Source organism: Flavitalea plasmicola (genome assembly GCF_030546645.1).
GTDB lineage: Bacteria > Bacteroidota > Bacteroidia > Chitinophagales > Chitinophagaceae > Puia.
Genome location: NZ_JAUOTO010000002.1, coordinates 1,110,807 through 1,135,389 on the forward strand (window position 1 = coordinate 1,110,807; position 24,583 = coordinate 1,135,389).

18 protein-coding genes, 1 other RNA gene and 1 pseudogene are annotated in these 24,583 nt (G+C 50.1%); 7 read left to right on the forward strand and 13 right to left on the reverse strand.

Features of this window, described 5'->3' with window-relative positions; genetic code table 11:
* Position 1: 1 nt before the first annotated feature.
* Positions 2–280 (reverse strand): hypothetical protein, encoded by a 279-nt coding sequence (locus Q4E93_RS09705; protein ID WP_303584697.1) that lies wholly within the window; start codon positions 278–280, stop codon positions 2–4.
* Positions 281–319: 39 nt separating this feature from the next.
* Here Q4E93_RS09705 and Q4E93_RS09710 point away from each other — a divergent pair, with 39 nt between their 5' ends.
* Complete coding sequence (locus Q4E93_RS09710; protein WP_303584699.1) at positions 320–1,357, forward strand: hypothetical protein; 1,038 nt, start codon at positions 320–322, stop codon at positions 1,355–1,357.
* A 226-nt stretch (positions 1,358–1,583) separates the two neighbouring features.
* On the opposite strand, the gene Q4E93_RS09715 is transcribed toward Q4E93_RS09710, so the two are convergent.
* Both Q4E93_RS09715 and Q4E93_RS09720 read right to left on the reverse strand, forming a co-directional pair.
* A complete protein-coding gene (locus Q4E93_RS09715) occupies positions 1,584–2,558 on the reverse strand; it encodes a nucleotidyl transferase AbiEii/AbiGii toxin family protein (protein ID WP_303584701.1) in 975 nt (324 codons plus the stop codon).
* Entirely contained in the window at positions 2,555–3,283 is a 729-nt protein-coding gene (locus tag Q4E93_RS09720; protein ID WP_303584703.1) for a DUF6088 family protein, read from the reverse strand. Before Q4E93_RS09720 ends, Q4E93_RS09715 begins: the two co-directional genes overlap by 4 nt.
* 728 nt (positions 3,284–4,011) lie before the next feature.
* On the opposite strand from Q4E93_RS09720, the pseudogene Q4E93_RS34425 reads away from it, so the two are divergent.
* A pseudogene (locus Q4E93_RS34425) lies at positions 4,012–4,329 on the forward strand (recombinase family protein); the annotation flags it as partial.
* A 1,040-nt stretch (positions 4,330–5,369) separates the two neighbouring features.
* On the opposite strand, the gene ssrA reads toward Q4E93_RS34425, so the two are convergent.
* The 4 genes from ssrA to Q4E93_RS09745 all read right to left on the reverse strand — a co-directional run bounded on the left by ssrA (position 5,370) and on the right by Q4E93_RS09745 (position 10,013).
* Positions 5,370–5,741: a transfer-messenger RNA gene (gene ssrA / locus Q4E93_RS09730) on the reverse strand.
* 111 nt (positions 5,742–5,852) lie between these two features.
* On the reverse strand, positions 5,853–7,217 hold the full coding sequence (rseP, locus tag Q4E93_RS09735) for an RIP metalloprotease RseP (protein ID WP_303584706.1): 1,365 nt from the start codon (positions 7,215–7,217) through the stop codon (positions 5,853–5,855).
* 130 nt (positions 7,218–7,347) lie between these two features.
* Complete coding sequence (locus Q4E93_RS09740; protein ID WP_303584707.1) at positions 7,348–8,517, reverse strand: 1-deoxy-D-xylulose-5-phosphate reductoisomerase; 1,170 nt, start codon at positions 8,515–8,517, stop codon at positions 7,348–7,350.
* Between the two features lie 2 nt (positions 8,518–8,519).
* Complete coding sequence (locus Q4E93_RS09745) at positions 8,520–10,013, reverse strand: GH3 auxin-responsive promoter family protein (protein ID WP_317505135.1); 1,494 nt, start codon at positions 10,011–10,013, stop codon at positions 8,520–8,522.
* Between the two features lie 257 nt (positions 10,014–10,270).
* Between Q4E93_RS09745 and rplU the strand changes: the two genes are divergently transcribed.
* The 3 genes from rplU to Q4E93_RS09760 all read left to right on the forward strand — a co-directional run bounded on the left by rplU (position 10,271) and on the right by Q4E93_RS09760 (position 12,945).
* Positions 10,271–10,573 carry a 50S ribosomal protein L21 gene (gene rplU / locus Q4E93_RS09750; RefSeq protein ID WP_303584709.1) on the forward strand — a complete coding sequence of 101 codons (303 nt, stop codon included), beginning with the start codon at positions 10,271–10,273 and terminating at the stop codon, positions 10,571–10,573.
* Positions 10,574–10,617: 44 nt separating this feature from the next.
* Positions 10,618–10,884: a 50S ribosomal protein L27 gene (gene rpmA / locus Q4E93_RS09755; protein ID WP_303584710.1), complete on the forward strand. Its 267-nt coding sequence runs from the start codon at positions 10,618–10,620 to the stop codon at positions 10,882–10,884.
* Positions 10,885–11,250: 366 nt separating this feature from the next.
* On the forward strand, positions 11,251–12,945 hold the full coding sequence (locus tag Q4E93_RS09760; protein WP_303584711.1) for a DNA polymerase/3'-5' exonuclease PolX: 1,695 nt from the start codon (positions 11,251–11,253) through the stop codon (positions 12,943–12,945).
* A 69-nt stretch (positions 12,946–13,014) separates the two neighbouring features.
* On the opposite strand, the gene Q4E93_RS09765 is transcribed toward Q4E93_RS09760, so the two are convergent.
* Genes Q4E93_RS09765 through Q4E93_RS09775 form a run of 3 tightly spaced genes read right to left on the reverse strand, consistent with a single transcriptional unit; the run spans position 13,015 to position 18,807 of the window.
* The gene (locus Q4E93_RS09765) at positions 13,015–16,782 is read right to left on the reverse strand and encodes a sensor histidine kinase (protein ID WP_303584713.1); all 3,768 of its coding nucleotides are present in this window, start codon (positions 16,780–16,782) and stop codon (positions 13,015–13,017) included.
* A complete protein-coding gene (gene mazG, locus Q4E93_RS09770; RefSeq protein ID WP_303584714.1) occupies positions 16,779–17,576 on the reverse strand; it encodes a nucleoside triphosphate pyrophosphohydrolase in 798 nt (265 codons plus the stop codon). Before mazG ends, Q4E93_RS09765 begins: the two co-directional genes overlap by 4 nt.
* A 10-nt stretch (positions 17,577–17,586) precedes the next feature.
* Entirely contained in the window at positions 17,587–18,807 is a 1,221-nt protein-coding gene (locus Q4E93_RS09775) for a DUF3667 domain-containing protein (protein WP_303584715.1), read from the reverse strand.
* Positions 18,808–18,888: 81 nt separating this feature from the next.
* On the opposite strand from Q4E93_RS09775, the gene Q4E93_RS09780 reads away from it, so the two are divergent.
* The gene (locus Q4E93_RS09780) at positions 18,889–19,731 is read left to right on the forward strand and encodes a hypothetical protein (protein ID WP_303584717.1); all 843 of its coding nucleotides are present in this window, start codon (positions 18,889–18,891) and stop codon (positions 19,729–19,731) included.
* A gap of 4 nt (positions 19,732–19,735) precedes the next feature.
* Positions 19,736–20,386, forward strand: coding sequence for a hypothetical protein (locus Q4E93_RS09785; protein ID WP_303584719.1), 651 nt, complete (start codon positions 19,736–19,738; stop codon positions 20,384–20,386).
* Positions 20,387–20,393: 7 nt separating this feature from the next.
* Here Q4E93_RS09785 and Q4E93_RS09790 read toward each other — a convergent pair whose 3' ends face one another.
* The 3 genes from Q4E93_RS09790 to Q4E93_RS09800 form a co-directional block, all read right to left on the reverse strand.
* Positions 20,394–22,100, reverse strand: coding sequence for an alpha/beta hydrolase (locus Q4E93_RS09790; RefSeq protein WP_303584720.1), 1,707 nt, complete (start codon positions 22,098–22,100; stop codon positions 20,394–20,396).
* Positions 22,101–22,132: 32 nt separating this feature from the next.
* The gene (locus Q4E93_RS09795; protein WP_303584721.1) at positions 22,133–23,326 is read right to left on the reverse strand and encodes a DUF6786 family protein; all 1,194 of its coding nucleotides are present in this window, start codon (positions 23,324–23,326) and stop codon (positions 22,133–22,135) included.
* Positions 23,327–23,410: 84 nt separating this feature from the next.
* Positions 23,411–24,574: a glycoside hydrolase family 172 protein gene (locus tag Q4E93_RS09800; RefSeq protein WP_303584722.1), complete on the reverse strand. Its 1,164-nt coding sequence runs from the start codon at positions 24,572–24,574 to the stop codon at positions 23,411–23,413.
* Positions 24,575–24,583: the final 9 nt, after the last annotated feature.

A 24,583-nucleotide genomic window follows, 5' to 3' on the forward strand; every position in this document is an offset into this window, starting at 1 on the left:
GCTATGCGGTAGGATCCACCGTAGCTGCCAGATTGTTGTCGGAAAAAAATTTGGTACGATGTTCCGCGAAAGCTTGAGATAGATCCGAGGCAGTACTCAGGGTTGCATTCACTTGCTCTTCCAGATCCGGAAGTTTACTATCCAGCAGATCCACGCCGAGGGTAATGTTGTGTGCGGCGATCTGAGAAACCTTTTTAAGAATTGAGGTCTGGCTATTCTTCAGATCTTCCAACTCGCGTTGCACCTTGTCCATAAGGTCCAATTGTTGTAGTTTATTCATATGCTCATTATCCCTTTATAGTGGGAATCAATGACAAGTATGCAAAAATTGAACCTTGTCCCCGACCTGGCGCCGCAGGCTCCTTACCGGCCCTGCGACGCATGTTTAGCATATAACAATATGAACATCAATCCATTGAACAGCCTTTCCCGATCGACTTGTGTCGGCAACATCAAATTGCTATCTTTCTCGATGCAAAGTCATTCCGCTAGAAAAGCCTTTAGCCTGCCGAAGTCTATAACCCTTTGGGGTTGCTTTTGTCTTCTTCTCTCCTGCAACAGCGGGAAACCGGCTGAACAGCAGTTTTCCGATACAGGGAAAAAGACTTTCGAAGATACGGCCGGCGCCAAAACCGCCGGTAAGATCGATCATGCGAATGAGGGAGATTCGGTCGTATTCAAAGAGGTAACACATCTCGATTTAAAGGAGTATTTAATCACAGTAAAGGAGGAAGTCGGAGAAAACAATACCATCCTTATCGCATACAATCGGGCGGTGAAGAAAGCGGACACGGCGCAGATCAGCGGAGGGGACTACGAAGGCGCCGAGCTCAATATTCTGGATGTCTCGGACAGCCTGCAGATAAAACCTCTTTTCCTGGAAATAATTACCCCCACCGGCAGCGATTGGTATGATCATTCCTTTGTGGGTTATGACAGCGGAAAATTGAAAGAACTGTTCCAACTGAGCAATTGGCCGTATCCCACCCGGCTCAATTTGTATCGCAAGGACAATGGGACGATCGCTGGATCAGTTTTACAGCGCGACGATCTCGTAGCCGCTTTTGAACAATATCCAGTGGTGGTTTCGTTGAAGGATTATAAGGTAACCTTCCCAGATGTTCCTGCATTGCATATTGGCTGGGAAAGTACGGTGTTAACAGGATTTAAGGCCAGGCGAGTAGGACACGAACAGTTGCCCGACTCTATTTATGCTGTCAAAAAAGGCGCCCGGGTAATGGTAGACACACTGTATACCAATCTCGGTAAAGTGCGGCTGGTTATTCACGATTCCATTATCCTGGAAGTTCCCAAGGATAGATTAGACGGAAAGATCACCGTGAACGCAGCTGGATAAAGCCAAAGTGCCCACATTCACCATGTCAAAATCATTTATTCCAGGCATAAACAAGTAGATCGCTATTACCCTGCGAATCACCATCCCCTAACCGTAAAATTGTGTCACAAAACCTGGTCTATGCACCGGCAACAAGGAAATTTCGAGGAGCTGCGTTGATATTCCCTGAAAAAGACAGTTGTGCAAATACGGCGACAGATTTTGACCGTCATGTGTCACATAATAATCATGGCGGATACTTTTCGTCGAAGGAAATGACGAACGAACGAGCCTCCTGCAAGACGGCCAGGACCGCGTCCGGGCTGGGTAGGTTTCCCGTCCAGATCAGGTCCGTCAGACCGGTACGATACCCAGGGACCAATTCCTTCCATTGCTCTTCGAGCTTGCTGAACAGTGGAGAATCCTGGATCCGTTGCCCCACCCACGGGCCGTGCATAACCTTATTGTCAAGGTCATTCCGGCGCACATTGTCCAGGATCGGAAAGTGAACCGGATCAAATAGGGACGCCTGAAGGGTTGGGTAATGGAACAATTGATGGAGATCGTAAAAATGACGGATTTTTTCTAACAGAGCCGCTCTTCCTTCGTAGGAAAGCCGATTCAGCGACAACATTTTTTCATAAAAGGTGCGCTCTAATGTAAGCACGTTGACGACAGCCGGCTCCAGGTGATAGTCTGCTATCATCTTCTGATTTCCAGTTGCCGAAAAGAATTGTGCAACATAAGATTCAACTGGAAGTGCTTTATACGGTACCGGATCGGTAAAACAGTTGATCTCGATCAGCACATAGTCCTTGACCACGCCAAAATCGCCGTCAATTACCTTTTCGTAGGCGCATACGGCTGCGCGCATGCGGCCGGATTTCTTCTCAGCCGGGTGTCCGTCCACGATGCTAAGGTCGGCAGCAATGGAAGTTGTTACCTCCCTTAACAGGTTCTTCAGTTGATTCCCGGTGTACTTGCCAGGGGATAATATTGCCAGATCAATGTCTTCTGAAAAACGGTCAATACATTGATAAGCCTTTGAAAGTGATGTCCCGCCCTTAAAAACCACCGTATCAAAGTATGGAGATAACGCCAGGTTTCGCAGGACATAGGTTACCCAATAGTCCTTTTCTACGAATACAGGGCGGAGTTGGAAATGCCCGGCAGCCGCCTCGATCGCCTCTCGAAAAAGCTCTTTATCCCGGTGCAGTGTCATTTGAAATACCATTTGGATTTGTCCGACACCAAGGCTTCAATACCCGCCAGCTGATACCGGGTTAATGGGTTTAGAGACGCCTGCAATTGCCCGGTTTTCTGTTCCGCGAAATGTGTATCCAATAGGGCTCCCAGCAATGCCCGCGTGGAAGGAGGGTATTCCAAGGCAAGCCGAGTCAATCTATTCAGCTGTGACGGCTGCAGCTCCTTCATCTTTGCGACCAGTAATGGGATAACAGTCGCCGGAGATGTATCCGGAATCTGTCGAATGTCCGTCAATGCATCCAGTAACTGCAGCATAGGAATATCAGCCTCCCTAAACGGAAATGGACGGACGACAAATTTTAGTTTATAACCGCTTATTTCCCTTTCAGGCAACCGGCTGCATCGGGCAATGGTTATTTTATTGGGCACCTGCGTGGTTAATCTCCATTGGTTATACAAGGCATTACCCGTCAAGTACCCCACAGTTTTGCCCCCACGTTGGGTAAATGTCTTTACAATTTCCATTTCCGATGGCCGTAGTGTGCCAAAACGTGAATTTCTTGGCTTGTAATATTTTCCTTTTTCTAGCCTTACCAATTTTCCGGCCTTGACCATTCGGCTTAACGCCTTATAATAGGCTACTTCTGTTTGGCCCTCCATCATGATAGTAAGAACCTGCCCGTCGCCTAAAGCGGCGACTTGACGTTGTACTGTACTTGCTATGGAAGCGGATGTGGCCATGATTTTGTAAAAGTAAATAAAATTTGCCGGTCTGTCCAGTTTTTAACGTAATAAATTAGACATATAGAATTAAAATCAATTGGCTTGCAATCACTTATAAAGAAATGATTTATGAATTAACCTGCAAAAACTTACGATTCTTTTGTTATTTTTGTTATGTCCTTTCTAAACAAACACTATTCCTCCAACCTTCGACAAATTCCATTGTCAGAACGACGTTCCTGGCGAACAGCAAAGACAAAACCTGATGGGTTCTGGTTGAAAAAATACCTATTCAAGTTACCGTGCCAATAATGGCAACCTCCACCGGGCGTGGGTTTATGAAACCTTGAAAAGATGCAATACAAAGGTAAAAGAATAATTACGATCGCATAAAATCAAAATTAATAGACACATTAATGTCTCTATTGCTGCAGTCCTTCCTCCGATCGATCTTTACCGCAAAGAGAACTGTGCGGGATGAAAGGGACCAAGAATCCATATGAGGGAAACAAACGGATTATTGAAGATGAAACCACCTATGAAGATCATAACACCATTTTGCTGCTCAACCTTATCGCCGAGCTTGTTGTAACAACCACCCTGGCAAAAGTGGAAGCCGTCGAAGCCCAATCCACTCCAAAAGAAGACAATAACAAATCAAAACCATCCATATGACCAAGAAACGAGTAAAATACCTCCGGTTCAGCTCCGAAGAACAGAGCCATTTCAGCATCGAACGACAGAATATGATCACCAGTTCCTGGATGCAGCACGCCCAGGTGGAGACGGTCGACTGCTTCGTCGATCAGGGATTTAGCGCCACCAATTTCGACCGGCCGGATTTCATCAAGCTGAATTCCTTCATCGAGAAGAACTACCGGAACATCGACTACCTGGTAGTCTCCGATCTGACCCGATTCAGCCGCGAGGCGGGCGATGCCCTCAACATCGTCAAAAAAATACAAAAGACCTTCGGTATCAGGATCGTCAGCGCCGGTCGCAGCGCCGTATATGATTGCACCGATCACAATTCCTTTTTTATGATGGGGCTGGAATTCCTGCTGGGTAATACCGAGAACCTGAAACGCATCAACGATATCAACAGCGGTATCTATGCCGCCAAAGCCATTAAGCAACGATACATCGGTCCCAGGGCGCCTTTCGGCTACAAAAAGGAAGGCAGAGGTCAAAATACTTTGTTGGTGCCTGTCCCCGAAGAAGCCAGGGTCATACGCTTCATCTTCCATTCCTATATAAGAGGTATACCTGTATCCGTCATCGAAGCAGACGCCCGGGACATGGGGCTGAAAGGCACCCGCCATTGCCTGATCGAGCGGATCCTCGCTTGTCCCGTGTACAGCAGCCAGCAGTATGTCAAGGCATACAAAGATCAGCCGGGCGGGCTCTTTCCATTGAAGGATCAGGAGCCCATTATCGACCTGGTTAGTTGGACAAGGGTACAGGATAAACTAAAAAAGAAGCCGCAGGTCCGCGTGATCCACTGGTATTATTATAAATGCAATGCGGCCAGCAAACACAACAACGTTTCCGCGATCCAAGCCCATAAACAACTAATGGAAGCATTCCACTACATGAGCCTGACCCCAAAAATGGTTAAAAGCATCATCCTGAAAAGCGAACATCTCCTAGAAACCCGGATGAAAGACAAGGAAACCCAGATCAATAAGAAACAACACGAACTTGAAAAGCTGGAGATCGACCTGCAAAGTCTCGAAAGAAAATGGATCGCTGAGCAGGTGAGCTTTGAGACGTACAACCGATGGCACAACGATCTGACCAAACAGCGGAATCTTATTAAAGCTCAAATCGAACACATAAACAAGAACACCAGCGACACGTATACGATGCTAACACAAAACATCAACCGGCTCACCGACATGCACAGCGTCTACCTGTCGGCCCAAAAAACATCCCAAAAGCAAGAACTCATCCGCACGGTGTTCGATAACTCCCTCTATTACCAGGACCGCATCTATCGAACCCCTCACCTCATCCCGGAGCTGGCACACAACGCATTAATAATGAAGGAAAAACGCTTGCTTATACTCAATAAAAAAGGGGATTCTCGTGAAAGAATCCCCTTAAGTGGAGCTGAGGGGAGTCGAACCCCTGTCCAAACATCACCTCCAAAAGCTTTCTACATGCTTATTCCGGCATTAATTGTCGGGAAACAACAGGAACCGGACACACCGATTGTTTCCTTAGCTGAATGGTCTTAAGCAGCAGTCACAGCCTTCTACTGCAGCATCCTGTTTTGTTTTGAGTCGGCGGCATAACGTGGGAACAGGCTAACCTGCTACGCGGCCCGAATGACTATCTAATCACTGATTAGGCAGCCATGGCATACTGAGTATTGCCATTTGAAGTTTGAGTCTTCGAGATTAAAGTGCCGATTACACAAAGCACTGCATGCTTACACCTTCAAAGATCTATGCTGTCAAAACCGGGCAGCCCCATTATAAGCCACAAGCTGCGAGCTAATAGCTGCAAGCCTGAACCAACAAAATTACGAAAAAATTTAATAACTAGCAACTTCCTACTTGTAGCTTGAAGTTGAGGTTTGCAGCTATTTCCTGAATATGCGGAATATATCCAGCCCCAAAGCATACGCCATCAGCGCAAACAACAATATCATCCCCACCATCTGCGCATATTCAATGAACTTATCGCTTGGTTTCCGCCCCGTCACCATTTCCACCAGCGTGAAGAGGGCATGCCCTCCATCCAATGCGGGAATGGGCAACACGTTCATAAATGCCAGCAGGATGCTGAAAATTGCCGTCAGGGTCCAAAAGCTCTGCCAATCCCATACAGGCGGAAATACATTGGTAATGCTGATCACGCTGCCCAGCGAATCCTCCGGCTTCACCTCCTTTGAGGTGAACAATAATTTAAGATTGCGGATATAGTTGGTCAGGGTTTGGACGCTTTTCGCCACCCCGGCGGGAATAGCCTCTCCAAAGGAGTAGTTGATCTGCTTGTATCCCAGCACGTCTTCCGCATCTTTGGTGAACATGCCATAATTAATTCCTTTGATATGCGTGAGGCTCGTCCGGATCGTATCCTTTCCATTGCGCAGCACTGTGATGGGAACATTGGCAGGCGTCGCCTTGGCGGCGCTAAGTAATGCTTTGCTCATATCAAAATACCAGTAAGCCGGCATATTATTAAACGTCAGCACCGTATCTCCCTTCTGCAGGGCGGGGCCGTTCACTTTTGCATCCGGCAGGATGGAATCCACGATCATGGGATAACGTAAGTAGGTGAATCCCTGCAGCCTGTTCTTATTCAGCTGATTGATAAATCCTGCGGGGATCGCCAGTTCCATCCGCTGACCGTCCCGCTCGATCGTGATGCTCTTAGCCTCGTTCATGATGATCTCCGAACCGGTGGTCCCCACCCGTTCCAGGGGCTTACCGGCGACAGCGAGGATCTTATCCCCTTCCTGCATACCTATTTTGATCGCCAGGCTATCCACAGACACGCCATATTTCAACTTGCTGATAGGGATATACCGATCACCCCAGACCCACATGATCATAATAAAAATGACCAGCGCCAGGATCACATTCACCGTGACGCCCCCCAGCATGATGATCAGACGCTGCCAGGCCGGCTTGCTGCGGAACTCCCAGGGCTCGGGCGGCTTCTGCATCTGCTCCTTGTCCATACTTTCGTCGATCATGCCGGATATCTTCACATATCCGCCAAAGGGGATCCACCCCAGGCCATACTCGGTCTCTCCTATCTTCTTCTTGAAAAGAGAGAACCATGGGTTAAAGAAAAGATAGAACTTCTCCACCCGGCATTTAAACCATCGGGCAGGGAAAAAATGCCCCGCCTCATGCAGCACCACCAGTATAGAAAACGATAAAATGAATTGCAGTACTTTTATGCCGACTGCTGACCAATCAATTGCTAGTAGTATCATATTGTCCAGAGACGCTCCGTAGGAGAGTGCTTTTTATAGATTTAAGAGACTTGCCAAATATCTGCTAATTTTCCCTTATCAGACATCCGTCGAAAAAAAACAGGAAAAATTACATGACTTTAACTCCTTTTTACAGCTTTATCAGCGATGCCGCGAATTCCCGGGCCTCCCCGTCGCTTTCAAAATATTCATCCAGGGTGGGGTGCTCGATAAATGGCACCTGCTGCATCGTACGCTCCACCAGGTCCGTCATGTCGAGAAATCCGATACGATTGCGTAAGAATGCGAAGACCGCTATCTCATTAGCCGCATTCAGGATACAGGGAAGATTCCCCCCCTTGAACAGGGCGTCCGTGGCCAGGGTCAGGTTGCGGAAAGTCTTCACATCGGGCTCCTCGAAGGTCAATGTCCCCGGCTTACGGAAATCATAACGTGGGAAGTTGTTCGGAATACGCCTTGGAAAAGCCAGGGCATACTGTATAGGCAGCTTCATATCGGGCAGCCCCATCTGCGCCTTTATGGATCCATCCTCGAATTGGATCATACTGTGAATGATGCTTTGCGGATGGATGACCACCTGCACCTGGTCCGGCTGCAGGTTGAAGAGCCATTTGGCTTCTATCATCTCCAAGCCCTTGTTCATCAACGTCGCGGAATCGATCGTGATCTTGGCCCCCATGCTCCAGTTGGGATGCTGCAAAGCATGATCCCTTTTGACGTTTACGAGGAAATTAGGTTTTTTACCCAGGAAAGGTCCCCCGCTGGCGGTTAGCACGATCTTCTCGATCCGGCTTCTCGTCTCCCCTACCAAACATTGAAAGATAGCCGAATGTTCGGAATCCACGGGAATGATAGGCGCCCGCTGCTCCAGCGCCTTCTTCATGACGATGTCCCCGGCTACCACCAGTGTCTCCTTATTGGCAAGCGCCACTGCCTTGCCGTTGTCGATGGCCCGTAAAGTGGGGCGAAGGCCGGCAAAACCTACAATGGCGGCCAGCATAATATCATAATTATCCATGGCAGCCACTTCTTCGATGGCCTGCTCCCCGCCGAATACCTTTATGGGGTGTGCCGCCAGCGCATCCTTTACCTTCGGATATTTCTTATCATCCCCTATGACGACGACATCAGGCTTGAAATGCAAGGCCTGCCGGATCAGCAGGTCTTCATTACTTTGCCCTGTCAGCACTTCTACGCTAAAGAGACCGGGATTGGCATCTATCACTTCCAGCGCCTGCCGCCCGATGGAGCCGGTGGAGCCGAATATGGCAACTCTTTTTTTTGTTACGCCGTTTGACATTTTTACTCAATGTATTTTTCCAGTTCCCCTGCCAGTTTCCGGTCGTTGCTCAGCCGGGGCACTTTGTTCTGCCCCCCCAGCTTGCCTACCGATTTCATGTAATCGATGAACCCATTCTTTTTGACCGCCCGGATCTGCAGCGGCTGCAGGATATTTCCCGTGATCAGATCGTTGTAATATATGTTTTTATTGCGTAGGTTCTCATCTACTTTTACAGCAAATTCATGAAGGTCGGACGGTTTACGCTCGAATTCGACAAACCACTCGTGATAGGACTTGCCTTCGCCCTGCTGTATCATAGGCGCTACCGTGAATTCCGTGATATGCAGCCCTGCTTCTTCGGCAGCTTTCATCAGACTGTATTCCACTTCCTCGCCGATGACATGTTCCCCGAAGGCGGAGATGAAATGTTTCGTCCTGCCCGTTACCACCAGCCTGTAAGGTTCCGTAGAGACAAATCTAACGGTGTCCCCAATACTATAGCCCCAAAGGCCTGCATTGGTGCTCACCACCAGCGCATAGTTCTCTCCGGTCTTCACTTCCTTCAGGCTAAGCCGGACAGGGTTGTCCTTGCCAAATTCATCCACAGGGATGAATTCAAAGAAAATACCGCTGTTTGTATTCAACAGCAGCCCCTCCCCGTCGGGAAGGTCCTGGAAGGCAAAAAAGCCTTCCGAGGCGGGAAAGGTCTCGATCGTATCGATTTTTTTCCCAATGCTTTCAAAAAGCTTGGCTTTATAGGGCTCGAAGTTCACCCCTCCATGCACCAGGACAGAGAAATTAGGGAAGATATCCTTCACAGGCTTGCCTGTTCGCTGGATGAGCCGGTCGAAATACATCTGCACCCATGGCGGAATGCCGCTGATCAGGGTCATATCCTGGTTGATGGTCTCCTCTACGATCTTATCCAGCTTGGTCTCCCAATCTTCGATGCAGTTGGTCTCATAGGACGGCAACTGGTTGGTGCGCAAGTACCGCGGCACATGATGGTTGACGATCCCGCTGAGCCTGCCCGTGGGGACGCCAGCGATCCGCTCCAGCTCCGGAGACCCCGAAAGAAATATCATTTTACCGTCCGAGAAGGACATATTTCCCGTGGAAGCCATGTAGCACAGCAACGCATTCCTGGCCGTATTGATATGGTTCGATATAGAATCCTTGGAGATAGGGATGTATTTCACCCCGCTGGTAGTACCGGAAGTCTTGGCCAGGTAGATCGGCTTCCCCTGCCATAGTACATTGTGCTTTCCTTCCTTGATCTGCCCGATATAGCCCGCAAACTGCTCATAATCCCTCACAGGTACCGCCTGTTTGAACTCCTCGTACGTCTTTACCTCCCCCAGCCTGTGTTCCTCCCCAAAAACCGTTTTGCTGCCCACCCGCAGCAGCTCCTTTAAGATCGCCTCCTGGTCGCTAACCGCCGTCAACATCCCTTTTTGGATACTCTTATATATATATGAAGCAAAAGGCCTGGCAAGAAGTGATTTGATCTTCATGTTCATGGCGGCAAACCTACATCAAAATAATAAATGGGCAATAAAATGCGGGCCCACAGTCATCAGCCGCTCATTTTCAACCACTTACCATAACCCACCCGAAACCCTCGAAAAAACGCTTTCCCTGTGGCCCAAACCCTTATCCACGCTATTTCCCGGTAAAACACCTAATTTTGTCCTTCCCGCCCTTTTTTTAGGCTATTCGTTCTTTTTTTCCCGGGATTTATCATACCTTTGCAGCCCAAATATTGTTTTTTATGTTCGCAGTTGTAAAAATCGCCGGCCAGCAATTCAAGGTCCAAAAGGATCAAACTTTGTACGTTCCCCGCGTTGCAGGCAATGCAGGTGACAAAGTTGAATTCGCAGAAGTTCTTCTTGTAGACGCAGACGGCACCCTGTCCGTAGGCAAGGACGTAAAAGCCACCATCAAGGCTGAGATCGTAGGTCACGTACAAGGTGACAAGGTCATCGCCTTCAAAATGAAAAGAAGAAAGGGATTCCGCAAGAAACATGGTCATCGTACCCATTACACGAAGATCAAGATCAGCGATATCGCGTAATCCAATCATTCATTACAGTAATTAACTTTTGAAATTCCCAGATCATGGCACATAAAAAAGGTGAAGGCAGTGTAAAGAACGGCCGCGACTCACAAAGCAAACGTTTAGGCGTAAAGATCTACGGCGGTCAACCCGCTGTTGCCGGCAACATCATCGTTCGCCAACGCGGTACGCAATACCATCCTGGTAAGAACATCGGTGTCGGAAAAGATTTTACTTTGTTCGCACTCGCTGATGGCCTCGTTGAATTTAAGAAAGGAAAAGGTGATAAAACCTTCGTTAGTATCAATCAGGTTGAAGTAGGAGCTTAGAAAAATTTTTTAACAAATCAAAAATTTTTTTTGGTTGTTTAAAAGATATTTCTATTTTTACTATTGTAAATTGATTTACTAACCAATTAAATTCAAAAACAATGGCAACAGCAAAAAAAGCCGCTAAGAAGAAAGCAGCTCCAAAAAAGAAAGCAGCTCCGAAAAAGAAAGCCGCTAAGAAAGCTGCAAAAAAGAAATAGTTCTTATTTCTTAGTTAGGCAGAAAATATCAAGTCCCGGAGAGATCCGGGACTTTTTCTTTTATATCATCCGCTGAAACCCGTATCCGGCAAGGCTTTCAGCCCATGCCCTCTCCGATCCCACACAAATTCCTACCTTTAGCATTCATCCAACATCGATACATCTCATGCCCGACAACTACTATATAGCCGACCAGTTCACGCTCCTTTCCAAGCTCATGGATATTCACGGAGAGAACTCGTTTAAGACCCGTTCTTACTCCTCCGCGGCCTTCGCCATCGAAAAACTCCCCGGCCAGCTGGCGGACATGGATCCCGCAAAATTCGTCTCGATCAAGGGAATTGGGGATGCCATCGGAAAAAAAATCACCCAAATCCTCGAAACAGGCGAATTACCCCTTTTACGGGAATTTATCGGGCGGACACCCGTCGGCGTCATCGAAATGCTGCAGATAAAGGGACTTGGACCGAAAAAGATCGCCACTATATGGAAAGAGATGGGCATCGAGTCCATCGGAGAATTACTATACGCCTGCCAGGAAAATCGCCTCCTGCTCTATAAAGGCTTCGGAGAGAAAACACAAGCCAATACCCGTGAGACCATCGAATTCTACCTGCGCGCCCAGGGGAGCCACCTCTTTGCAGACGTAGAAGCCTTCGCATACATAGTAGATAAAGCCCTTAAGGAAACATTTCCCGAAGAACAATTTTCCTTCACAGGTGAATTCCGGCGTCAGCTCCCTGTAATAGACAGGCTGGAATGGATCACCACCGCGGAAGAAAAGCAGATCACAGCCTACTTCATCGCACAAGGATACAAACAGGAACAAGCTTCAGCCGGCCACAAGGTCGCCATTCATTATTTCCGCAGCCCGGAGGGCATCCTGATCAATGTTTATTTTCCCGAACCCGGCCATTTCTATTCCACCCTCTTCCATTTCAGCTGCTCCGATGAGTTTCGCGCTACCTGGCAGGCCGTGACCGGCAAGACCTACCTGGACCCGGGCGCCAGGAAATACATATCCGAAGAGGAGATCTTTGAGGAAGCCTCCCTTCCCTTCATCCCCGCCCCTGCCAGGGAACTGGAGGCAACGATCACACACGCCCGCCGCCAGCCTCTGCCTGCCCCCATCCAGCCGGAAGATATCAGGGCCATCATCCATAGCCACAGCACCTGGAGCGACGGCGGCCACTCCCTGGAAGAAATGGCCCGCGCCTGTATGTCCAAAGGTTTCGAATACCTCGTCATCAGCGATCACAGCAAGAGCGCCTTCTATGCTAATGGCCTCACAGAGGAAAGGATCAGGCAGCAACACCAGGAGATCGACGAGCTCAACAGGAAGCTGGCCCCCTTCGTCATCTTTAAGAGCATCGAATGCGATATTCTCAATGACGGCGCCCTCGACTACACCGACAATATCCTCTCCACTTTCGACCTGGTCATTGCCTCTGTGCATTCCAATCTGAAGATGACTGAGGAAAAAGCCATGATGCGCCTGCTACGCGCCATCGAAAACCCCTATACTACGATCCTGGGGCATATGACAGGCCGGCTCCTGCTGAGCCGCCCCGGCTATCCCGTGAATCATAAGACCATCATCGACGCCTGCGCTGCCAACCATGTGGCGATCGAGCTCAATGCGCACCCCCGTCGCCTGGACATGGACTGGCGATGGATCGGCTATGCCCTGGAAAAAGGAGTGATGATCTCCATAGATCCCGACGCCCACTCCACTGAAGGTTATGCGGACATCCGGTATGGCGTGCTGGCCGCACAAAAAGCCATCCTCACGCCGGACAGGAACCTCAGCAGCTTTACCCTGCAGCAATTCCGGGAGTACCTTGCGCGGAGGAAGAAGTAGCGGCAAGCGGCAAGCCTCAAGCTACAAGTCAGAAATACTTAGATGAACCTAGCTTGTAGCTTGCAGCTATCAGCTTGTAGCTCTAAGGATAGGTAGCTCCACAAAGAACGTCGTCCCCTCTCCTTCCACCGTCTCAAACCAGATCCTTCCCTTCACCTGCTCGACGATGGTCTTGCTCATCGCCAACCCCAATCCCGTACCCGAAGACTTCGTTGTAAAATTCGGCATGAATATTTTTGTATGCATCTCAGCCGGGATACCTTCCCCATTATCCGTCACCTTTACGATGATCGCTTCATCCCTCACCTCCTCGCTGACGCTGATCACCCGCTTGGATTTACCCGTACAGGCTTCCAGCGCATTTTGCAATAAGTTGGTGAAAAGCCGGTTTAGCTGCGTCTTATCCGCATATACCAGTATTTTGTGGTGCACCGGCACCCACTTGAACAGCAGGTTCTCCGTCGTCTCATAAAGAGAGGTCAGGGAATACAACATCTCATGCAGGTCGAATACCTCTTTCTTGGGATTCCCGATATTGGCAAACTGGGAAAAGTCCGATGCGATCTTCGACAAGTGATCTATCTGCTCCACCAGCGTCCTGGCCACGCCGGAAGCCATTTCCTTTACATTCGGGGAGTTGTTGTCTATAGCCTTCTGTAAATACTGAATGCTCAGCTTCATGGGTGTCAGCGGGTTCTTGATCTCATGCGCCACCTGCCGCGCCATCTCTCGCCAGGCGCCCTCACGTTCGCTCTTGGCCAGGGCCGCGGCGCTCTCCTCCAGCTTTTTGACCATCTTATTGTATTCCTTCACCAGTCCCCCGATCTCATCATTCCGTTTCCACTCGATCACTTCATTCGTCTTGCCCAGGTTTACCTCCTGCATTTTTTTGGATATCAGCAGGAAGCTGGCCGTGATCCTGTTCGTCAGGAACAGGGCGATCGTCCCCGCTATCAGGAAGATAAACGCGTTCAGGTTGATAATGGTCACCAGGAAATTGGATATCTCCTCCTTTAGCTCGTCCTGGGTGGAGAAAGAAGGAATATTCAGGTAAGCGTATGCATTTCCGCTGGCGTCCCGTAATGGCCTGTAAATGCTTAAATAGGGCACTCCCCCCACCTGCTCCTTATTGGTATATTGGATAGAGTTCAGCTGGTGGAGGTTATAGTAGGCCAAAGGATGCATCTTCTTGCTGAGGATGCCTTTGTCGTATATAAAAAGGTGGGAGGATATCTGCAGGTTACCATTCAGGTCATAGACGTTGATATCCGTACTATGCACCTGCGCCACCTCTTCGATCATCTTCTGCAGCTCGCCCCTTGCCCCCGGGTAGTATAAGGTCCATTCGCTCCCGTAAATGATCTGCCCCGACAGTTTGGTCTGCACCTCGTTTACCATTACCTGCATCGATCTGCTCAACCTGTCCTGGTTATTGCGATTATAACGGTTGTTAAAGAAGATGATCGTCGCCACGCCGATGACGATGAAGGAGAAGAGGCTGATAAAGATGATGGTCGTATGGATCTGGCTCCGGATATTCAGCTGCCAGTAGCTCTTCAGCTGGCTCCAGTGCAGCCGCGACCAGATCAGTAAAGCCGACAGACGGAACAACGCCACCAGGAAAAGAAAGGCGCTGAACAGGTAAGCGAACAGGGTGATATCCTCCAGCGCCGAATTATCCCGCTTGACCACCACCACGAAATTGTCGTCCGATATGTGATGCCACAGCTCATCATAAGCGCCTTTCCTGACATGCGCATAGTCCGTCTTTGGGATCTGCTCGTCCGTCAGGTGCGTGGAAAAAGGATAGTCATTGTTGTCGCTGATAAGCTCCCGTTTGTTGTAAATAGCATAGTACTCAGGAATTTCCTCGCTTTTTTGGCGAAACAGCTCCGGCACCAGGGCATTATTCCCCTTATAGTTCTTCGGCTCGGATAGGATAAAGAGGTATCCCGCTATCTTACTGGAAGTATCGGTTTTGTGGACCACCTTCCGGTAGATATAGGTATACTTATCGAAAGACTTCTCGTAATACTTCAGGTCCGGTATATTGGTACTCTTGCTTTGCGGAGTGGTATAGATAGTATTCAGGGTGTCATAGGAAATGGACCGTTCGTTGTACAATGGATGCATCGCCTCATCATACGTATAGATATGGGTGTCAAACCGGTTTTGGTACCCGAAATTCCGGTTGACCATACTATCCTTGATAGCCAGGTTCAGCACCGGGTCCTTAAATCGGGGGAATATATAAGCCAGGTAATCGTTGTCGATATACCTGAAGTCGATGCTCAGCATCTTTTCACTGGTGGGATCGGCCTGGGCAGCCAGCTGTTCGGCCTGGCCCCGTCGATTGCCTTCCTCCATCTTCCGGTTCTCGAAAAGGATCACTGCAGATATGGAAGTGGAAAAGATAAACAGCCAGAAGAGCACTTCCGACACATTGAGCCGGAAACGCAGGTCCGAGAATACCCGCCGCTGCATGAGCCAGGTATAGGCCAGCAGCCACACCAATACCAGGATGTCCAGCTCCATCGTCCCGGTGTTGTTATGGATTAGGGTCAGCCATAGCAGCCCCATGAAGGCAATGATGATATAGAGCACGATAGACAAGGCACGGACCAGGTAGCCCACCAGCTGGAAAAGCACCTGCGACAAAAAGAAATAGCCAAGCGCCAGGGCAGCCAGGGCTATAAATCCGACAAAGCTGTAATTATTCAGGAGACTGAAGAAATTCGTTACGTTGAAGGATATCTTCGCATCCGTCACCAGGGACTGGACTATATTGGCGAACCCAAAAGTGGTGATCACCAGCAGGGACAGGCCGATAAAGGTCCATATCCAGTTCTTCCAGCGATGTACCGACTGTGGGATGGTGTATTCGCTGATCTCCCTCTTGATAAAAAGGATGACCCAGCAGAAAAGGAACGCATTGATGACGAGGTCGCCCAACGAGCTGAGGATCACGGTGGAGCTGTAAATGGTGGGATCGAAAAGCTCGAATTGCCGCAGGTTCAGAATACCGGGATAGATATAGACCATGATCCGCAGCAACAGGATCACCGTGATGAGGAAGCCAATGCCCAGGGGAGCACCCCACTTTTCGCGAATGGTATGGGCAACGTTATGGATCAGGACCAGCACCAATAACACGCCCAGTAAGATCACCAGCGGTATGCTCCAATTATGCGCCGGTGCGTGATAGCCCGGCTTCTTGACCAGGTAGAACAGGATAGCGCCGTTCCCCAGCGACGTACGTACAGGGAATTCCGTCGGGCTGGCCGATATCGCCACCCGCACTTCCGCGACATCATTTTCCGTGAATTCAGGCGTAAGGTTGTTCGTGGCGATAAAATACTGCCAGCGGATAGGGATGAGCGCCATCGCCACCATGGTCCTATCCCCGACCTTCACCGTCTTTTTGATCACATTATACTTGCCATTGTCCAGCTGAGTGTAAGCATATCCGTCCGCCATTTTCAACAAAAGGCTGGTAGGCAGTGCGCGCTGGTCATTCCAGAACTGCAGGGTCGTAGGTATGCCTGCAGTATCCACGGCATAGAGAAATATGCCGTATCGCTTGTCCACGAGATAGGTGAGCTCCTGCTCCGTATATTGCCTGTCTGCAAGACGGCCCAGCAACTCGGTATCCCTGGTCAGTCGCTCGAAGTCCTTCTCCCGGTCCTGCAATGAGGATTGTATCGAATTACGAAGACTTTTGACAGATGCGTCGCTGTTAAAATACAGGTTGAGGAAGTATCCGCATAAGAACAACCCCAAAGCTTCCAGCAACAGCCACCTGTTCTTGCGGTAAATATCAATGAAAAAGGACTTCAATCCGTCTTATTTTGCTTTTTAATAGAATTCCAGATCCCGTCCATCTCCTCCAGGGTCATGTCAGCCAGCTGCTTTCCCTGCGCCAGCGCCTCCTGCTCCATTCGGGTAAATCTGGATATGAACTTCCGGTTGGTCAGCTCAAGGGAATTCTCCGCATCTATCTGCAAAAACCGTGCGTAATTGACCAGAGAGAACACCAGGTCCCCATATTCCTCCTGGATCCGGGCCTTATCCTTCAGAGCGACAGCCTCCTGCAGCTCTTCCATCTCTTCTTTCACCTTGTCCCACACCTGCGAGGTCTCATCCCATTCAAAGCCTACCTGTCCGGCTTTTTCCTGCAGCCGGATCGCTTTCACCGTCGCCGGCAGGGATACTGGCACCCCGCCAAGCACGGATCTTTTCCCTTCCTTCAGTTTCAGCTTCTCCCAGTTCTGTTTGACATCCTCCTCGTCTTTTACTTCCACCAGCCCCTTTTGCCCCGCAACGTCTCCGTAAATATGCGGATGCCGGGCGATCAGCTTCTCACAAATGCCATCGATCACCTCCTCCAGGGTAAATTGCCCTTGCTCTTTCCCGATCCGGGCATAAAAGACGATATGCAGCAGCAGGTCGCCCAACTCCTCCCGGATCCCCTTCCAATCGCCGGACGTGATGGCATCCGCCAGCTCATAGGTCTCCTCGATCGTCAACGGACGGAGCGTTTCCACCGTCTGCTTCCTGTCCCAGGGACATTTTTCCCTCAACTCATCCATGATAGTTACCAGCCGCTGAAAAGAACCTTGTTGCTCGCTCATAAAAAGATCATTATAGGGTGACCACAGAAATAAGAATGAATAACACCAGTAAAATAGTATTGATGATAAACGCTATGAAACACGTGATAAAGTACTTGATGAAGGTCTTGAACCTTCCCTGGCGGTAGAATCCCCGCATGGCCTTATACAAATAGATCAGGATATAAAGCCAGATACCGAACATAAGGATATAGCAAATGACGGAGATCCAATGCACCCCCACTCCGTCTGAAATTTTTTGTATGAGGATATAAAGCAGCAGCAGTATAAAAGTGGCGCAATAGACATGAATGGTAAAGATCCCGTGATCCACGTAGTAATACTTCTTATGCCGGAAATAAAGGATGTTCAAAATCATGGCGAAAATAGGCAAAGTGACAAAAAGGATCTTCGGAAAGGAATGCATGATATTCTCCTTCAGATGCTCATTGAAAGCCCGCTTGTCCGTACGGTATTCCATCTCCAGGTGTATCACCTTTCGCACGGTCCACCTTTTGAGCCAGCCATCCCTGATATCCGCCGGCAGCTTTGCCTCGGCGGAATCGTATTCCTCCACCGATTTGTACTGCCCCTGATTGAGCCCAAAAAAGCTGATCCTTCTATCCTCCTTTTCATTTTTCAATCTTTTGTTAAGCCTCTCCCGGACCGCCTTGGGAAGGTCGTAACGCTGCAAGCTGTCGGCGATATCCTGCTGTAGGACATTTTGCATCTCCTCGTCGTTGAAAGTACGGTCGGTACTGTCACCATATACATGCCTGATGGCTGCCATCTTCAGGCCTGTCTTCGACAGACTCCTCTCTATATCCTCCTTATCGTTCTCATCCGCCTTGGCCAGTTTGCCTTCCAACCGTGTCCTGCGATGCTCAAGCTCCTTCAGCCCCTCCTTATCCTCCCGCACATCCATAAAATCCTTCGTACCCCTCATGGAGAAAAGCACGATAAAAAAGATAGCGGAGGTGAACACATACATCCTGATGGGATTGAGATAAGCGGCCCGTCGTCCCACCGCATACTCCGCCGATAAGAAACCTGGTTTCCGGAGCAGGTATTTCACCGTGGCGAAGAATTTCCCGTCAAAATGTGTAATGTCATTGAAGAAATGCTGTACGAGATGCCACACCGTCTCCTTCGGCTCCAGGTTCTCCTGCCCACAGACATGACAATACCGCCCCTGGAGGTCGGCATTACAATTAAGACATATTTTTTCCTTTCTTTCCTTTAAGTGCGACACTAGGGGTATTTTGAATAAAAATAAGGAACTTAGGTGCTTCCCATGTATTAAAACAGGGATTTTTTCGTTACTTGCTCTGACATGTCAACTTTATTTAAGCCATTTACCGCATCCCTGTTGCTGATCTTGCTGACCAGGCTCTGTAGCGGCCAGTACTACTATAAAGATCTGATCGTCACCGCACAAACGGCCCATGGCTGGCAGATCTACAAAGACAACAAGGTAAAGGCCGTCAGTCTCACCAGCTTTGAGGCCAATGGCCAGCCTTCCGAAGGATTCGAGGGCCAGCAGGAGATGGGGGATCTTTCCCGCATTGTCACCCATACCCGTGCAGCAGCGACGCCCGAGTCCTGGATCTACGCATATTATTCTCCCACCGGCTGGCCTACCCGCATTGTAGACTCCAGCGACACCTACCGCAGCGTCTCGGAGTATCGTTATGACCCCGCCGGTCATCTCCTGTCTATCTTCAACACCTCCACCGAAACGGATAATCACCTGAAAGAAGAGGAACGGCATATCTGGCAGTATGACGTCAAAGGCCGGCCTACCTCCATGCTGAAGGTAAAAGGCGGCAATGATACTACTTTCGTCCGCCTGGTGCAGGATGAAAAAGGTAATATCGCGGAAGAGCATGCCACACGCAACCATATTGATCTGCCCACCGTATTCTATTACTATGACGCTGCCGGCCATCTTACCGACATCGTCCGCTATAATCTGAAAGCCCAACGGCTGCTGCCCGACTACCTTTTCGAATATGAGGGAGACAAGATCAGCAGTATGCTGGTTGTGCCCGAAGGCAGCAGCGATTACCAGAAATGGCATTATGTATACGACGAACAGGGTCTGAAAGTGAAGGAATTCTGCTATAACAGGAAAAAGGAACTATTGGGCAGTATCGAATATAATTACAAATATTAGCAACATGCGCCACCTACCTTTTTATATGCTGCTCGTCGCAGCGCCCCTCGCCAACCTTAAGGCAAGGGCCCAGGACCTGGATTTCCCTGACTATCGCACAAAAAAAGATAATTTTTCCAAGATCTCGGACAAGGGCGTCCGGGCCGATGTCGCCAGCTTCGCCCTGGCGGGAGTAGACGAAAGCATTGGCAAGGCCCAGCTACAGACTGTCCCCGTCAAGGACTATGGCAGCAACTATATGACATTCGAGGATGGCAATATCCAGGTCACCATCCGCACCGGCATTTTCTTTCCTTCGAAGCATAAGATGATGTATACGGAAAAACACCTGGTCCGCATCGACAACCATCCCTATTATGGAGGCACATACGGAGAAGCGCCGCAAGTCACCATCGAATCCATCACGGTAGTCGTAGGCAAGGATACCGTAGCGATCCCTCCCATCGCCTATTCCGATCTGTATGACCCCCAGTTCAGCTTTAACCAGGCAGGCTCTACCCGCAGCCGCAATGGCGTTTTCCTTTCTACTGACAAGCACACTTTTTACATCTATATGCTGAATGTTAATGGGGGAGGCAGCGAGTTCACCTGGGTCATCCGCGATAAACAATACCTCCGCCGCGTGGTGGATTTCGGGTTCCTGAAAGGAGTTTAGGCAACCCCTAATACCTCCAGGACTGCAGATCAACGCCTTTAGGGGCACGCTCCTTTACCTCTTCCGCCCATTTTTTAATATACATCTGGTGGTAGCGCAGGCGGCTGATATAGTTGGGATGCGCGTGGTCGCCGTTCCAGCAATGTTCGGCCCGGTCGCCATAATCCACCTCGCAGCCGCAAGCCGGCCCCTGTAGCTTTTTCAGCACATCCTCCGCCGTGTAAACGGCATTATTCAGGTAATAGCTGTCCATATCTCCCACGTAGATGTGAATTTTCCCTTTCAGCTGCTGCCCTATCTTCGGCCAGTCCCGCTGGATGATATAGGTCAGGTCGAAATGCTCTTTCCAGTATGCAGCCACGGACGAGTCGATAACGCCCGTATATTTATCGAATAGCCGCTTAGGATAGCCATCTTCATCGCTGGGCGAATAAACGGCTTCCCAGATATCGAATTGATCGCCGCTGCGGCTGCGGCTACCCAATGCCAGCTCCCGTTGGTTCATATCTTTTACCATGGCGCTTACATGCCCCAGGTAGTCCCGGTAGCCCGGACGCGGCGTCTTTTTATAGTCGCTTTCCACATAATAGGCGTTCTTGTTATGGTAAATGTCGATCGTGGTATAGTGGTGGAAATCGATGGGGTCGGGACAGGCTGCATAACAGCCATTGTATTGGTCGGGATACAGCACCTGCACGGCCAATGCTTCCCAGCCGCCTGTAGAACCGCCATAGGTGAAACGGGCCCACCCCTCCCCTATGCCACGGAAACGACGTTCTATCTCGGGGATCAGCTCATAGGTGATGGCATCGCCATAAGGACCCAGGTTCTCCGAATTGACAGCATAGGAGTCGTCGTAGTAAGGATTGGCATGCGTTATCTCTATCGCCAGCACCCGGGGAAAGCCGGGCCCTGTCCACTGTTTGTAAAAATCATAGGCTTCCTGCTGGACGATCTTATTATATCCTGCGATGCGAAACCTGGCGCTGGTGTCCGGCTGCAGGTGCTCATCCGGCGGCGTCATGCGAAATCCGTCAAAATCAGCCGGAAAATGGCCGTGGAAGATGGCCAGCGGGTATTTGACATGGGGATGCGTGTCGAACCCTTCCGGCAGTAGTATGTGAGCGCCAATGAACATCGGGCGGCCCCAGAATTTCGTCAGCAGCTTGCTCTGTATTTTTATGTGCTTGATATAGCGGGTATCCTGCGGCTCAGGGATAGCGGGGATCACATGGTCGATGGTCAAGGCGATCTCGTTGCTATGGGCTGGATCGAAATGGATCTTCACCGGCCTGGAGTAAATATTACCGGGCGCTGTGTTCCAGTGCTGCCCTTCTCCCCTATCCATGGGTAACTTGACGGTATGCCCGCTGTTCAGATGAAAGGTCTCATACTTATGCAGCAACACCTGCACATAGTAGTCCCCGGCAGGTACATCCCGCAGCCGCTCCACGGGATAGCCGAATGCATGCATATCCACCAGGACCGAATGTCCCGGCTGCCAGTCATCCACATCTATGCCGAACACCATCTGCGTTCCGGCGGCATCATTGATCTGGAAACGAGGCTCCTGTCCGTCGTTATTGGACAGCAGCAGCAACAGCCGGCCATCGAGACCTGATGATTGCATCGCATGGGCAATATTTACCCTGAAAGTCTGGGCGCTGCCTGACAAAGCCATCAGCAACAGCGGCAGCAAAAAGTGTTTTCTCATAAACAGTCTTGGTTATTACCCTAATATACTACTTAAAAAACACTTTTCACCTTATCCAGCCCCACACCCAACCACTGCCGGGCAACCTTGTCCAGGGCGCCCTCATCGCCTGTAAAATGAAAGACCATATGCTGATGGCTCAGGGATTGACCCGGCTTTAAGAATGCCGCCGGTGAAACGCTCTCCAGTTCATAGAAAGGCCCCATCTGGCTGCCATCCGCCAGGGGACCGTCATTGTATGCATTGACGGCATCTCCGCTGAAAGGGGGCTTCGTCGTTTTCCATTCCTGGTTCAGGTATTTCCCGGACGAGTCCACGTCAAATATCGTCAGCGTCAGCACCTTGTTCTGTGCGTCATAGCTTCCCGCCCTTGGTATGGCAAATTGCGGATGGATCCCCAGCTTGCCCCTGCTCTTTCCATCGGCTTTAAAGAACAAAGTACCTGAGTCGATCCTGATCCGGCTTGAAGGGATCTCCCCAAAGTAGTCTGTGGTGGCCACTTTGTCACCCGCTTTATGAGGAATAACGATCACTGTCGATGGTGAAGGGTTGAACATATCCAGCATCCACATGCAGGGCATGCCTGTCTTTTCCGTCCATGTCTCCTTTCCCGTATTGGTAATGGTATTGGCAGTCCCGTAGCCTACCGCCCTGAGGGTCGTATCGCGGGATTGGAGCATGTCATCGATCTCGCTTCTGCCGAGGATGGTGATCTCCCTTACAACGGAGAGGGACAGGGGCGTTCCCGCATAATTCACCAGCTGCATATCTTTCCGCATGCTGACGGAAGCCGTGTTCTGCTTCGTCACTTTCCAGGCCTCCGTATCAAAGACGGCCGGCGTTTTCCAGTTGGCAAACTCCATAGCCGCACCCCGGGGGAAAAAGAGCGAATACTTCCCCCCTTCCGGCCCCAGCCATATCCGGTTCTCACCGCCATAAGCGTTCATATGCGCATCCACCGGCCCTGTAAATGCCTTGTAATGGATCCAGCCAAAACTTTGCCCCTTAAGACCGTCAGCCGTAGATGTAAATACCTTCGCCTGGTATTTGGCCGATACGATGACCTGCGCCATCCCCCCGTCGCTCTGCAGCACGATCACGCTGTCATGCCCGCGAAGGAAATCAAGGTCATAGCCAAAAGTACCCTGCGGGTATTTTTCAGGCGCCTGTTCCTGCTGCTGCGCAGGCTGGCTGTTGTTACATGCTACGGTAAACATTGTAGACATGAGCATCAATTGTAAGAATCGTTTTTTCATATGGAACACCTTCTGTTTAATTAATTAGACCACTTGTAGCTCGCCGCTCACAGCTCAATTGACTTCCAGCTGGTCCTTCGCCGGCAATTTCGGATAAGCCCCATGAGGCTCAGCCTGGTACCAGAATACGGTGGAAGCGATGTCATCCTGTAAAGGCAGATAGCGTCCTCCATCTCTCCAGCCCAACGCCTGTATCGTCACCTTCAGGCTCTTCTCAAATCGGATGGGGTCGGTGATATGCCAGCGATAGAGGCCGAAGCGCTGGGCGATGCTGTAATGACCGTCACCGCGGATCACCTGGGCAAGGCCGGAGTATGGCGTCGTGTATTCCGTGTACTCCGTCCTGTCAACGCCGGCGGGATTTTTCACGTGCGTGTCGAAATCATAGGACCCGCAAAAATAATCCTCCGTACCCGTCCCGCAGATGGTAGGCCATTCGGAATCCCCATCCATATAGAATTTGATCTCGCCTTCTCCCCACCAGCCATTGTTATGAGAGCCGTACGCCATATAAGTGCCGACATACTGGCCCCTGCCCTGGATGCTGTCCACCAGCGTATACACGCCTTTATAAGGCAGCGGGTTCACCCGGCGGTATTGTGCATGAAAATAAGCGGCATCGTTCGGTACGTCTGTCAGGATATAATCCACCTGGTAGTACAGGATCATATCCTTTTCATCTATGTTCTCCATCGTGATCCTGCATTTTTTGCGGAAAGGCATCGGCCAGTAGCAGTTGAAGGCGCTGCCGGGGTTGACACAGACCGCCAGGGATTGCAGCGGGGCATACCTGCCCCAGCCCATACAGAAGAAATCTCCCACCGGCGCTTCCACGGAAGGCGTCGTCTCGTCATCCCAATAGAACCGGATAATGGAATAACGCCAGTTACCCGTGGGCGTCATCCAGATATGCTGGATCGAGCCGGACCCGTCGATCTCCGCGATGGTGAAAGTGCTTTTCGCCTTTATCATCACACTGGGACTTACCTTCCAGCCTTGTCCAAGATCCCGGGAAGCGCTTTGCCCCATCCCTGTGGTAGCCTTGCCGCCTGCCCCTTTGGCGCCGTTGAAATTTTCCGGGCTGATAGATCTGGTCTTCGCATCCGAAAGCCGGAAGATATTGCCCATATTGGCCTCGATGCCGTTGAATCTGGATGGTTGTTGCGCGAATACCTGCCCTGTCATGCAAAGGCAGATGAGGAGGAGTGTTCTTCCCATATTAGTCGA

Bases quoted from the DNA above. Each gene is read 5' to 3' on its own strand.
- Q4E93_RS09740 (WP_303584707.1), bottom strand. From the start codon at position 8,517: ATGTCAAACGGCGTAACAAAAAAAAGAGTTGCCATATTCGGCTCCACC.
- Q4E93_RS09745 (WP_317505135.1), bottom strand. From the start codon at position 10,013: ATGAAGATCAAATCACTTCTTGCCAGGCCTTTTGCTTCATATATATAT.
- Q4E93_RS09785 (WP_303584719.1), top strand. From the start codon at position 19,736: ATGCGCCACCTACCTTTTTATATGCTGCTCGTCGCAGCGCCCCTCGCC.
- Q4E93_RS09790 (WP_303584720.1), bottom strand. From the start codon at position 22,100: ATGAGAAAACACTTTTTGCTGCCGCTGTTGCTGATGGCTTTGTCAGGC.
- rseP (WP_303584706.1), bottom strand. From the start codon at position 7,217: ATGATACTACTAGCAATTGATTGGTCAGCAGTCGGCATAAAAGTACTG.
- Q4E93_RS09795 (WP_303584721.1), bottom strand. From the start codon at position 23,326: ATGTCTACAATGTTTACCGTAGCATGTAACAACAGCCAGCCTGCGCAG.
- Q4E93_RS09720 (WP_303584703.1), bottom strand. From the start codon at position 3,283: ATGGCCACATCCGCTTCCATAGCAAGTACAGTACAACGTCAAGTCGCC.
- Q4E93_RS09710 (WP_303584699.1), top strand. From the start codon at position 320: ATGCAAAAATTGAACCTTGTCCCCGACCTGGCGCCGCAGGCTCCTTAC.
- Q4E93_RS09705 (WP_303584697.1), bottom strand. From the start codon at position 280: ATGAATAAACTACAACAATTGGACCTTATGGACAAGGTGCAACGCGAG.
- Q4E93_RS09780 (WP_303584717.1), top strand. From the start codon at position 18,889: ATGTCAACTTTATTTAAGCCATTTACCGCATCCCTGTTGCTGATCTTG.
- rpmA (WP_303584710.1), top strand. From the start codon at position 10,618: ATGGCACATAAAAAAGGTGAAGGCAGTGTAAAGAACGGCCGCGACTCA.
- Q4E93_RS09715 (WP_303584701.1), bottom strand. From the start codon at position 2,558: ATGACACTGCACCGGGATAAAGAGCTTTTTCGAGAGGCGATCGAGGCG.
- rplU (WP_303584709.1), top strand. From the start codon at position 10,271: ATGTTCGCAGTTGTAAAAATCGCCGGCCAGCAATTCAAGGTCCAAAAG.
- Q4E93_RS09800 (WP_303584722.1), bottom strand. From the start codon at position 24,574: ATGGGAAGAACACTCCTCCTCATCTGCCTTTGCATGACAGGGCAGGTA.
- mazG (WP_303584714.1), bottom strand. From the start codon at position 17,576: ATGAGCGAGCAACAAGGTTCTTTTCAGCGGCTGGTAACTATCATGGAT.
- Q4E93_RS09760 (WP_303584711.1), top strand. From the start codon at position 11,251: ATGCCCGACAACTACTATATAGCCGACCAGTTCACGCTCCTTTCCAAG.